Origin of the sequence: Chitinophaga sp. YR627 (assembly GCF_900114995.1) — a bacterium.
Classification (GTDB): domain Bacteria; phylum Bacteroidota; class Bacteroidia; order Chitinophagales; family Chitinophagaceae; genus Chitinophaga.
On the sequence record NZ_FOUX01000002.1, the window covers coordinates 335,967 to 348,206 of the forward strand.

Annotated in this window: 10 protein-coding genes, 4 tRNA genes and 1 pseudogene; 4 read left to right on the forward strand and 11 right to left on the reverse strand. The window is 43.3% G+C overall.

Annotated features, from left to right (window positions below; translation table 11 throughout):
• Positions 1-35: 35 nt before the first annotated feature.
• The 4 genes from BMZ72_RS36525 to BMZ72_RS10090 all read right to left on the reverse strand — a co-directional run bounded on the left by BMZ72_RS36525 (position 36) and on the right by BMZ72_RS10090 (position 4,362).
• Positions 36-2,306: a hypothetical protein gene (locus BMZ72_RS36525; RefSeq protein ID WP_089807833.1), complete on the reverse strand. Its 2,271-nt coding sequence runs from the start codon at positions 2,304-2,306 to the stop codon at positions 36-38.
• 14 nt (positions 2,307-2,320) lie between these two features.
• The gene (locus BMZ72_RS10080; RefSeq protein WP_089807835.1) at positions 2,321-2,779 is read right to left on the reverse strand and encodes a hypothetical protein; all 459 of its coding nucleotides are present in this window, start codon (positions 2,777-2,779) and stop codon (positions 2,321-2,323) included.
• Between the two features lie 11 nt (positions 2,780-2,790).
• Positions 2,791-4,005 (reverse strand): DUF4221 domain-containing protein, encoded by a 1,215-nt coding sequence (locus BMZ72_RS10085; protein WP_089807837.1) that lies wholly within the window; start codon positions 4,003-4,005, stop codon positions 2,791-2,793.
• Positions 4,006-4,119: 114 nt separating this feature from the next.
• Positions 4,120-4,362, reverse strand: coding sequence for a hypothetical protein (locus tag BMZ72_RS10090; protein ID WP_089807839.1), 243 nt, complete (start codon positions 4,360-4,362; stop codon positions 4,120-4,122).
• A 544-nt stretch (positions 4,363-4,906) separates the two neighbouring features.
• Here BMZ72_RS10090 and BMZ72_RS10095 point away from each other — a divergent pair.
• Positions 4,907-6,505 (forward strand): TlpA family protein disulfide reductase, encoded by a 1,599-nt coding sequence (locus BMZ72_RS10095; RefSeq protein WP_089807842.1) that lies wholly within the window; start codon positions 4,907-4,909, stop codon positions 6,503-6,505.
• An 8-nt stretch (positions 6,506-6,513) separates the two neighbouring features.
• Here the strand turns inward: BMZ72_RS10095 and BMZ72_RS10100 are convergent, their stop codons facing one another.
• The 6 genes and pseudogenes from BMZ72_RS10100 to BMZ72_RS36535 all read right to left on the reverse strand — a co-directional run bounded on the left by BMZ72_RS10100 (position 6,514) and on the right by BMZ72_RS36535 (position 7,821).
• The gene (locus BMZ72_RS10100; RefSeq protein WP_089807843.1) at positions 6,514-7,203 is read right to left on the reverse strand and encodes a hypothetical protein; all 690 of its coding nucleotides are present in this window, start codon (positions 7,201-7,203) and stop codon (positions 6,514-6,516) included.
• Between the two features lie 176 nt (positions 7,204-7,379).
• Positions 7,380-7,452, reverse strand: a pseudogene (locus BMZ72_RS10105).
• Positions 7,453-7,472: 20 nt separating this feature from the next.
• Positions 7,473-7,545: transfer RNA gene (locus BMZ72_RS36530), tRNA-Ala, on the reverse strand.
• Positions 7,546-7,564: 19 nt separating this feature from the next.
• Positions 7,565-7,636 (reverse strand) — tRNA-Val (locus BMZ72_RS10110).
• 32 nt (positions 7,637-7,668) lie between these two features.
• A tRNA-Ser gene (locus BMZ72_RS10115) sits at positions 7,669-7,738 on the reverse strand.
• Between the two features lie 11 nt (positions 7,739-7,749).
• Positions 7,750-7,821 (reverse strand) — tRNA-Cys (locus tag BMZ72_RS36535).
• A 192-nt stretch (positions 7,822-8,013) separates the two neighbouring features.
• Here BMZ72_RS36535 and BMZ72_RS10120 point away from each other — a divergent pair.
• Entirely contained in the window at positions 8,014-8,481 is a 468-nt protein-coding gene (locus BMZ72_RS10120; protein ID WP_089807846.1) for an ankyrin repeat domain-containing protein, read from the forward strand.
• Positions 8,482-8,599: 118 nt separating this feature from the next.
• Positions 8,600-9,535, forward strand: coding sequence for a hydrogen peroxide-inducible genes activator (locus BMZ72_RS10125; protein ID WP_089807848.1), 936 nt, complete (start codon positions 8,600-8,602; stop codon positions 9,533-9,535).
• Between the two features lie 89 nt (positions 9,536-9,624).
• Here the strand turns inward: BMZ72_RS10125 and BMZ72_RS10130 are convergent, their stop codons facing one another.
• Positions 9,625-11,166, reverse strand: coding sequence for a catalase (locus BMZ72_RS10130; protein ID WP_089807850.1), 1,542 nt, complete (start codon positions 11,164-11,166; stop codon positions 9,625-9,627).
• Between the two features lie 431 nt (positions 11,167-11,597).
• On the opposite strand from BMZ72_RS10130, the gene BMZ72_RS10135 reads away from it, so the two are divergent.
• The gene (locus BMZ72_RS10135) at positions 11,598-12,068 is read left to right on the forward strand and encodes an ankyrin repeat domain-containing protein (protein WP_255373166.1); all 471 of its coding nucleotides are present in this window, start codon (positions 11,598-11,600) and stop codon (positions 12,066-12,068) included.
• Positions 12,069-12,240: the final 172 nt, after the last annotated feature.

Genomic DNA, 12,240 nt, shown 5'->3' on the forward strand with positions numbered 1-12,240 from the left:
AAAACTATTACGCACCTGCGCATCTTTATACCAATTTATCTTACGCCAAAACTGAATGTACCTGTACCTAAATATCCTGTTCCGCTCACACCTTCTGCCACACCTAAAAATCCGCTCCGTATGTCGGAACAGAAAAAACGAATGGTGGCTTCCCCACGCTCGTCTGTTACGATTAATGGATTCCAGTAGAGCGCATTACGGGTATCACTCATCGACTTATCTTCTTTTTCATAATCTGGTGAGTAGAAAGAGGCATGCTGATAAAAGCCTTTGGTAATAACCATTTTAAACTTCTTCAACAGCTCCTCTTCTGTATATTTCGGATAGTGATAAGGTTCCTTTTTCATATCATTGGCACCAAAGGAGAAAGGATGACTACCTACCTGGCTTCTTTTAGGCTCTATCAGTTCTGAATAGGTCACGCCTTCAATGGGCCGGGTACCACTTCCGCAGGCCGGACAGTTCAGCCAGCCACACTGGCCTACGTAATCCATATTGCCTTCAAACCGGGCGATGCTATCCAGATATCCCATGTAACGATCTCCGAAGCCACGGCCTTTACTCTGTACAATCACCTCCCTGAGCATATTGCCGTATTGCAACCTGTTGCTATCTATGCCTTTCTCTTCAATAACGATATTTCTTTCACTCAACATATTCATAGGATGCTGGTCTGCCTCCGCCATACTAATAGTCTTAAAAGGATCTGTCACATAAATACCGTGTTCTTTTTCAGAAAAATATTTAATGAAAAAGCGTTGTCCGATAGAAAGATTTTCAGGACTGAGATAAAAAGTACCTTCATTGTCTGTCACTCCCACCTGATTAATGCTTTTGCTGTAATCAAAGAACATCAGGGATATGGGCGCTTTCTTTTTACCGGACTTATTAATTGCCGTAACTGTTGCTTTCAGACTATCCATCAGCAGCATTTTCTTAGCGGCATAGTCCTGCTTCATTCGCTCATCGCTGAGATTGTACTGGTCTGCCTTATGAGTGAGTAACAGTAGATCCAGTGCTTCCTTCCTATCATCACTGGTACTGTCAAAATAAAAGGACGGATCGTACAGGGTATCACGCAACTGGCTGGCCAACTGGTAATAGTTTACAATATCACGGGTATGCTGGCGGTTACCAAACAGGCGATCATAAACCCGCAGACTAAGGGCCGCAGGAACCGGGTGGCCCTGTTCATCTGTAGTATTGATTTTAAGGGTTACCTGCTCTTTGGGGGCATAAGTCTCTTTTAACTGACTAAAACGCACATATAGTTTCTTCTCATGATGTACATATACCAACCGTGTGGCTAATACCTGCTGTTGTCCATCAAACAGTGTCACCTCTGCTACGCCGGGTGGCAGGGCTGCAATGGGGATCTTCATCAGCAGACTATCTTTTAACAAGCCTGCAGCGATGACCTGGACTGCACCTCTTACCTGTATTCTTAATAACACAGGCTGTTCTACCTGCCGGTTAGACCAAAGTCTGAACAATAAACTATCGTGCTGATTCCGCTCAAGATGAAGACCAATCCCCTCCTTTGCAACAGCCGGTAACTTAAAGTCCCTGCCTTCATACCGAAGCAGATAGGAAGCGTCTGCCTCAGGCGTAAAACGGAACAGGCCCATACCGCCATGCGCAGTCTGCACAGCTGATACCACCTTCCCGTTCTTATAAAGCTCTGCCTTAAGGTCAACCGGCTCATTATCTTTATTCACCGCTTTAAACGCTACTGTATTGTCTATGCCGGCTATCAGTACATTGCTTTCCGGAAAGAACGTCACGCGTACCTGCTCTCCCTGACGGAGGGACCTGGACTGTCCTAATTGCCAGTTATTCCTGATAGAACGCGGGTCCTCGACCACCTGAACAGGAAACACGGCATAGAAGTAGGGTTGCAGAGAAAAAAAAGAATGTGCAGTATAAGCCTTTAAGAGGTATTTACCGGCTGCCAGGGTTTGCGGGAGGTATACACGTCCGGCAGATATACCGTGTGTAACGGGATACATTTCTTTCCAGACAGCCGTATCACTCCCTTCCTTTATCAGTTGCAGGTATAAGATGCTTTCCTGTTCTGCGAGCGCGAACGTTTGCTGGTCCAGTACGAAAGCATTGTACCACAGATCTTCTCCTGCTATATAAATATCTTTATTACCGGTCAGATAAACACTTGTTCCTCCTGTTTTAGAATAGGATTCCATCCGGTGGGCAAGACTGTCAATCATCGCACGTCCAGGCTGGGCGTATGAGCGGATCGCAGTACAAAGCAGGCTAACGACAAAGAAGATGCGTATGGTACAATTCATTCGTGGATATTTACTTACTCAATTTGTGTCTTCAATAACTGAAAAGCCTGTCCGTTTGCGGGTGACTGAAACTGGTGCTGGACAGCTTTCCCTTTTTCGAGCTGCACGATACAGGGATAAATAGTGTTATTGGTCGGGATATCAAAGAAACCTTGTTTATCAATGTAGACATTTCCACGGCTATGCAGTTCCTTGCCTATTTTCTGCTCCAGCATTTTCATGGACTGCACCTTGGTCAATACAAACAGGATATGAGGTTTATCAATGTAATCACGCATAAAGGCTTCCGCTTCCTGAATACAACCCCTACAGCCGAGTCCGGGTAAAATGACCAGCCAGTTGTATTCCGGTTTCAATTTAATCTCTTTTATGCCTTCTTCAATAACAGTATCTTCTCTGTTACCTTCTGTTTGTTCGCAAGATAATGCAATCAGCGACAGCATGAGACAACACAAAATAATTCTTGACTTCATTATAATAAGTTTTAAATGTCTTTTAATTTAAAAATCCTGAATGTCAGGAATTTCTCTTCCACATCATTAGGGGCGACATATTCAACGTTCAGGCCTTCTTTGGTAACAAACGAGTTGTCCGGATAGAATTCATTCAAATCACCCAGCTCTGTTTCACCCAGATAATTGAAGTCCTTATCCATTACTACGACGGCCACCTTCTTATTCTCCCAGCGAAGCCGTACGCCCTTTTCAGGAAGTGCTTTTCTCAGGAAACGGTAATAGACGTCCCTGTATTTGTCATAGAGGATACCGCCATACAAATCACTGGTACAGGCTTTCTGATAAATGTATTCATTCGGGGCGGCCGACTTCTTCTTAAACTTATCTACATCAAGAGATGTAATGCTTGCTGCTTCATTGCTACCGCCGTATACCGTCTTCTCTTTATCTGTATCGAGATCGGATATCACGAGGTCATGAGATACAGGAAAGCTGTATACCATCTTCCTGTGATCAGGTGTTATATCATAGTATACGCCGGTGAACATTGGTTCATCCCATAGATGCCCGTGCCCATATATCCCGTAAGGATACTTGTGCACGTAGTTGACCTTATTACTATTAATGTCGATGAGCGAAGTGAACTTAAACCGTTGTGCGATCGTATCGGGGAGCGTCCAGATAAACTGTCCCGGAAAGACCAGTTTACCTTCATGTTCGATGATCGCGTTCACACCGTGTGGCACATACTGTGGATATCGGGTGGTCCAGGACAGATCTTTCATATTCTCATTGTTGATCAGTGAGATTTTCGACACGATCTCCGATCTGTTGTTCAGCAGCACCATCTCCATCATTTTATCATTATATACATAAATGGAGTCCATGTTTCTTATATGGAATGCCAGAGGCATCTGTACGGTACTGATAGGTATCTGGTTGACAGGATTGTTGGCTGAATCGTAGTTATATATGAAGATGTTCCTGGAGTATCCGCTTAGCATCGCAAGATATTCGTTACCGCTGGCATCATTGTAGAGCTGTATATAAGGGGGACGGGGCGCGGACAGGCTGTCCAGTGAAAACTTCTTATCCCCGTTCTGTTCCAGTTTCTTTGCCGCCTTCAGGCTTCCGTGTTTATCATTTTTAACTTCAAAGGCGGCACTATTATTACATGATATCAAGCAACAGATAATAATGGCATATGCAATACTGTGTAGCATTAAAGGCATTCTGAGAGACATAAGGCGCTATTTTCATACATTTTCAAATAGATAGTTGTATCAGGTAAGGGCTACCTGCCCCGGATACCGCCATAGCCAATGCAGATCCGGTCAGATAGCCCTGTTTACTTAAAATCAGCAATTACCTTTTGTAGAATCACAGTTGTTGGCACCACCCGGATCAGGGTAACAGTTGCCGGTTAATGAGCTACAACGACCGTTGTTGATAGGGGTACTGCAACATTCTGCGTTGGCAGCGTTGATTTTAAATAAGCTGAACAACGTGGTATCAGATGCTGAACTTGAAGTGTTAGTAGTCAGAAATGCAGCCAATGCAAGTGCCGCTACGCCGAGCGCGCCATAGATTTTTTTCTTCATGGTTAACGATTTAAAATGTGAAAATTTGGTTTATTGCATGCGATGGTCTGTACTGAGGGATATGATCGCAGCATACCTCAGATACCTGGCTAACAAAGTACCTATTCATTACATTTTATGTAATGACCTCAATTATTTTATCCTTGATACATTAATGGATTTTAAAAATCAGGACATCTTCTTTCCGCTGTTTTTTTAAATGTTAAGGAGATACTCCCTTTGGTAAGTGATTTAATGGAATTGACCGTCAGAATATCGTGTCCGCCTGGGATTCCGTGGAACTGTATGGACCTCTCTTTAGCACATATGGTCGTAAAAAATCAATGGTATCGTTTACGTTGGAAAGGGGTTCTTCTTTCCTCAGGGTTTTAAAATCAGATTAAAAGTAGGTAACAAATTTTAATTAAACAAGTAGATAATTTATATTTTTTGAGCAATCTTGTCTATAACCACGTAGAACATATGAAAGATAGATGTTTCTTTTTTATTGCCTCACTGATAAAAAAAACATCACGCTTTCATTTCACCCTTTACAATACCTGAAATGAAAAAGACACTCGCGCTTGTTTGCCTATTATGCTATACGCTGACGATATCAGCTCAATCAAAAATAACCCGGTATTCGGGAACCATCAAAGGATATACGCCTGATATGGGATTCAAAAGTGTATCGTTAGCTGTCAATAATGCTGTTACCGGACTATATAACAGCTATTTTATCAATATAGCTCCCGATGGAAAATTCACTATCGATATTCCGCTGGCAAGGGAACAGGAAGTATGGGTTAGCTTTCCATTCTTTCACAGTCCCATATATATTGAACCAGGCAAAGAACTGATACAGGATTTTGATATCACCAATATGTCCGATGTAAAGTCTGTTTTTAAAGGTACCCCGGCCGCAGTCAATAATGACATCAACAAAGTCAGAGCCATATTGATGGAGTTTGACTGGGATGCGATTGATCAGGCGATATATGATATGACGCCTGAACAGTACAAAGCATATTTTCAGCAGATCCAATCCCGTAAACTGTCCCGGATTGACAGCATAGCTAAGAAAGGCACATTCAACAAAACAGCATATGACCTGGCACAACGAAATGTAAAATATAGTACAACAGATCTGTTGATATTCTATAAATATATGAAGGAGTCTGCTTACCGCCATGTAAATAAGCTGTCCTTTGATAACAGACAACCCTTATCAAAACCTGTCAAACCCGATAGCACTTATTATAGTTTTCTTAAGGACATAAAATACAGTGATCCGCTGGCATTAAGATCTTATAATTACGCGATACTCATCAACCGGTTAATGTATATGGATCCCGTATATGATCAGGCGCGCAAAGAAGGGGTAGACTATGAAAAAGAACTGGCACTGCTCAAAACAAAGGACACCTCAGATCCGGCAATTAAAAACACCATCAGCCATTATCAGGATATGCTTGACCACAATGCAACAGTACCCGGTGCACTGGAAAAAGCAAGACCTGTAGTATTAAAACGTTTATTATCTGGTGCTTCCATGGAAACTGACATCATGTACCTGCAATCAATAGCGCACGAACTGGATGTCAATAAAGATACCTTGTCAGCAGAAAAAATGGCAACAATAAAAGCAACCATCAAAAATACTTTTCTCTTATCAGATATATATGAGCTTGAGAACAGTATAAAAGAAAACATCAGAATTGCCAAAACACAAAAAGGTTATACCTATCATCAGTTAGCTGCTACAACAACAACTGACAGTACACTTATATCAATATTGGAGAAATATAAGGGCAAAGTTATTTTTATAGATTTCTGGGCAACATGGTGTGCACCTTGTATGGATGCTATAAAAAAAATTGCACCATTAAAAGAAGAACTGGCTGATGATAAAAACATCGTTTTCCTATACATTACGAATACTTCTTCTCCGGAGAAAACTTATGAAGTGGTTATGCCTGGTATCAAAGGAGAACATTATCGCCTCAGCACGGATCAGTTTAATCAGTTGTCCGCCATGTTTAAGATTGTAGGTATCCCCCACTATGTTATTGTAGATAAAAACGGAACAATCGTCGACAAGAATTTTAGCTGGACACAAAATGATCAGGTGAAGCAACAATTACTCAAGCTGGAAAATGAATAGTCTTTCGTTTAGTTATTGTTGAAGGATATACCAGGCAAACCAGCCAGAAGGGAGTACTTCTTAAAGAAATCCCGGAATGAAGATGATTCCCGCAGCAATGCTATCATACGCACTTCCGGACGTCCCATCTCCCGGATGGTACAGCCCAGTTCCCTGATCTGTGCCCTGTAGTAGTATGCCTGTTTATGCAACCGTTGCAGATCTTTTGTAAATGCCGGATAAGGCGATAACTGTTCTTTCAGTGTATACTGACGCTTATAGAGATAATCACCTATCTGCTCAGATATCCCGACAGAGAAACGTAGCTGGTCCACCAGTTGACGCAATTCACCGGAAGACCGGAGAAATCTGACAGCTACCTGTAAGGTATCAAGATAACTATTGTAGCTATGTGTTATCTCTCCGACAGCTGCAACCTGTCTTTCAGCACATGTTCTGAATGCTGTCATACTATCGATACCCCTGTCGAAGATGCGTTGAGCAGCCGTTGCATCAGCTTTCATCAGGCGTTTTCGCATACGCTGTTCATCAACGATCAGTCTGTTCAGCGAACGTAATATCCTTTTCTGAATGAGGTCATCGACCCTTCGGATCTTTTGCTGTATGTGTATATCATATTGATTAAAGGTGCTATTGTCCTGCGCAAACGAAGGAGCTGCCAGAAAAGACAGTATCAGAAATAAAAGCTTTTTTTTCATAACATATGCGGTCACCGGATATACGATTCCGGTATAAAATGTAGGTGTAAACTGTAGGTCGGTCTATTTCCAGGATGATGGTAGCTGGTTAATCGGGATTATCTGTTTAACAGCAAATAGCGGGAGAATGTTCAAAAGAGGAGATTATATGAACCGGATACCAGTGAATAGAAGAATGAAGGGAGCAGGCCTCGAACCTGCATACCCCCGACGAGTCGGTCGGTACTCTTCCAATTGAGCTATCCCTTCGATATATTGAGTAAAAGAGCGAAAGGGAGCAGGCTTCGAACCTGCATTCTCCGACGAGCCGAGACGGCGCTCTTCCAATTAAGCTATCCCTTCGATATATTGAGTAAAAGAGCGAAGGGAGCTGGCATCGAACCTGCATCGCCGGCGTGTCTGGCCGGTACTCTTCCAATTGAGCTATCCCTCCGATGTATTAAGTAAAGATGAAGTCGTTATCTGTGGAGGAGCAGGGTTCGAACCTGCGTCCCTGGGCTAGCAGACCAGCATTCTTCCAATTGAACTATCCCCCTGTACGTGCGGGAGAGAAGATAAGATTCGAACTTATTTTTCCCCCGTTGCAGGGGGGCGCCGTTCCAAATCGACCACATCTCTACCCGCAGGCGCGAATATAGAACAATAAAATAATATATCAATCTATCCACATCCAACTTAGCTGGGGCTACTAATAGTTACCAGTTATCAGCAAATTAAAAGTCAATAGATTTCATCTATAGCCTATGATATTATCCTATTCCTCTCCATAATCAGCTGGTATGGTCTAATATTGCTTCAAATCATCAGACCATGGACATATTCGAAGCAGCAAGGACCAATAATATAGCAGCCCTGGAAGGCTTTCTTACACCTGAACAGATCAACGCTAAAGACTCACGTGGCTCTACGGCCCTGATCATTGCTACCTACTACAACCATGCAGCCGCTGTAAGCGCCCTGCTGGATGCAGGCGCCAATACAGAGATACAGGATACAATGGGGAATACCGCGCTCATGGGTGTCAGTTTTAAGGGATATACCGGGATCGCTAAGATCCTGTTGGAACACGGCGCAGCTGTGGACGCAGAAAATGGTAATGGTGCTACAGCACTGACTTTTGCAGCCACTTTCGGCAGGAATGAGCTTATTCCGCTGTTATTGAAATACGGCGCATCTCCGCTGAAGAAGGACAAATTCGGTAGAAATCCGATAGACTATGCCCTGCTCCAGGAGAATCCTGCCGGGTATGAAACATTGGTTGCCGCAACCAAACAATAAACAAAGCTGCATTTATTGGCAACCATTTTACACTTTTTGATATTTCCTTTCACAGGCGCTATCAGGAACTTTGCAGCCAGGGGACCGTATTGTTTCCCGGATAAATGACAGATCATATATGACCATCGTTCAATTCGAATATATCGTTGCTGTAGATACCTACCGCAGCTTTAACCTGGCAGCGAAGAACTGCTATGTTACACAACCTACGCTGAGTATGCAGATCCAGAAACTGGAAGACTCGCTCGGCGTAAAAATATTCAACCGTAGTAAATCACCGGTTACCCCTACCGAAGTGGGTATAGAGGTCATCGCGCAGGCGCGTGTACTGCTGGCAGAATATCAGAAGATACAGGACCTTGTTTCCGACAGGAATAAAGAACTCTCCGGTGAACTCAGGATCGGTATTATTCCCACTGTCGCACCTTATATCGTACCTAAGATCATTACCCGGTTCATAGAAAAATATCCGGCTGTCAAACTACTGGTATGGGAACAAAATACAGAACAGATCACACAGCAGCTAAAACTGGGTCTGATCGACTGTGGTATCGTATCTACGCCTCTGCATGATCCGCAACTAAAAGAGACGACATTATTCTATGAGAATTTTGTTGCTTATGTGTCTGAGGAAAGTCAGCTGGCCAAAAAGAAAAAGCTCAGACCAGAAGATATCAATGTGGAAGAACTCTGGATACTAAATGACGGTCACTGTATGCGCGACCAGGTATTGAACATCTGTCAGCATAGAAAGACTACCCGTGGCTCCCAGCACTATGAATACAACACCGGTAGCATTGAGACGCTGAAACGTATGGTAGATGAAAACAACGGCGCAACGATCCTGCCTGAACTGGCCCTGGATGACCTGAGTGAGGAACAGCAACAGAAGTTAAGATATTTTCAGTCACCTGAACCAGCAAGAGAAATTGGTCTGATCACCATGAAGAATTTTGCGAAGAGAAGAATGATCGAGGCATTGAAAACAGAAGTCATTTCATTAGTACCTCCCAGACTGAAAAGCAAGACGAAGAAAGAGCTGATTGAGGCTTAAAGCAGTGCAAATAATAAAATTATTTTTATCTGATATACATGAAAGCCCGGCATTGATAGATGCCGGGCTTTTTACTATAACCATCCCTGTTATACCGTTGCTTTTGCTTTTGCACTTAATGCCGCTTTTAGGCCCTCTTCCATTCTACGGCCATAATCTTCATCACATTTGTAGAAATGTTCCAGCATGGTTTGTTGAATCGCAGGTGTCGCATCCTTCAGCGTATCTGCCAGATTACTGATCAGATCTGCTCTCTCCCACTCTTCAAAAGAACGGTACCGTTCTCCTGCCTGCTGGTAGTTGTTCTTACGGTCAATACTCTGACGCACGATCCTCGCTGCTGCATAACTCGGCTCATATACCAATTCTGTCTGTGGTGCTTCCTGTAAACCATTCAGACTGGAAGGCTCATAGTTCACATGCGGATTTACGCCCGCCGGCAGATCCACTGTATAAGTCATATTTCCATCCCGTTGATTCGTACCTACATGTGTTTTTGCTGCGTTTATTGGCAGCTGCAGATAGTTCGTACCTACCCTGTAACGCTGGGTATCAGAGTAAGAGAACGTACGGCCGATCAGCATTTTATCATCAGAAAAGTCCATTCCATCTACCAGTACTCCTGGTCCGAATGCAGATTGTTCTACTTCTGCGAAATAATTCTCCGGATTCCTGTTCAGCGTCATTCTGCCTACCGGCAACCAGGGGAATTGTTCCGCCGGCCAGATCTTCGTATCATCCAGCGGATCAAAATCCAGTTCCGGATGTTCGTCATCACTCATGATCTGCACAAATAATTCCCACTGCGGATAGTTACCTGCTTCAATTGCTTCGTAAAGGTCCTGTGTGGCATGATTGAAGTTCTTTGCCTGTATCGCTTCTGCTTCCGGTTGCGTCAGATTCCTGATACCAGCGACCGGCTCCCAGTGATACTTCACCAGCACCGCTTCACCTGCCTTGTTTACCCATTTATAGGTATTTACTCCGGAGCCCTGCATCTGCCGGTAATTCGCGGGAATACCCCATGGAGAGAACAACCAGGTGATCATGTGCATCACCTCTGGAGAATTGCTAAAGAAATCCATTACACGACCTCCATCCTGACGGTGGTGTACAGGATCTGGTTTCAATGCATGAATAAAATCGGGGAACTTTATCGCATCACGGATGAAGAAGATTTTCAGGTTATTTCCTACCAGGTCCCAGTTGCCATCTTCAGTATAAAATTTCACGGCAAAACCCCTGGGGTCTCTTAAGGTTTCTGGTGAATGTCCGCCATGAATAACGGTCGAAAAACGTACAAATACCGGCGTCTGTTTACCTTTCTCCTGGAATAATTTCGCACGGGTGTACTTTGATGCAGGTTCATTTCCTACGGTCCCATATGCTTCAAATACACCATGTGCACCTGCTCCGCGTGCGTGCACCACTCTTTCCGGTACACGTTCACGATCAAAGTGAGCGATCTTCTCGAGGAACTGATAGTTTTCCATTACGGCAGGGCCACGATTGCCCAGCGTCCGCATGCTCTGGTTGTTGTGTACCGGCTGTCCCTGACGGGTAGTCAGATGGTGGTTTGCCTGATTTGCAGCTGTCTGTCCATTGTTCTTTACCTGTTGATCCTGATTCATAAAGCGCGTTTTTGTGTGATTATTTTTGACAAAAGTATCCCAGCCCATATATCTGGGAAAGGGAATAAAGAAATAAGATCATCAATAGATTGCTTCTATCAGGAAAGGCATTGTGAGGTTACCGGATGGGCAGGAGATTGTAATATATCTCTTTAGATAAAGATAGTTGTTTCAATGTAAAACTCACCAAACATCAAAGACCTTTATAGAAAGAAAAATCTCAATAGACAAAATCTATTGGCTATGATATTAATTTATATGAGGTAAATACATCTTTATAATGGATAATATTGCAGCCTATTACTGGTTATGCTATAGTCTGACTATAGTTACTCTCCATTACACTCACGTTCAAAACGGAGCACTGGCGGAAGATAAGTATAGTCAGACTATACACAGACCAATTACATAATCAACAGAAAAGATTTGTTATGATGATAGACGTATTCGAAGCAGCAAGAACCAATAACGTATCACTCCTGAAGGAATTTGTAACAGACGGATTGCTAAATGCAAGAGACGACCGGGCATCTACGCCCCTCATCATTGCTGCTTACTATAACCATAGTGAAGCAGTCTCTTATCTGTTGAAAGCAGGTGCCAAAGTGGAATTAACAGACAATCTCGGACATACCGCATTAATGGGGGCCTGTTTTAAAGGACACGCTGACATCGTAAAACTGTTACTAAGAAAAGGCGCTTCCGTAGCGACAGAAACAGACCATGGTGCAACTGCACTGACGTATGCAGCTACCTTCGGGCATCACAATATCGTAGATCTTTTACTGGACAATGGCGCTAATCCGCTTAAGAAAAAGTTCAGCATGAAAATAAAAATGGTCATGGGATTATTCTCCCGCATGTTGTCTCCCAAAAAGACGGCCATCCCCAAACCGCTTTAATTCTCACAAGGACACAGGACACAGAAACATAGGACAAAAAGAACCAGGACACAACTAAAAGGCGTTGCTACTCAGGCAGCGCCTTCTTATTTTATCAGCCATCCGGTTACCTTTTTAAAAACTTTTACACGCCCGCTATGAAATGCACAGACTCCTCACTATATTAGTGTGT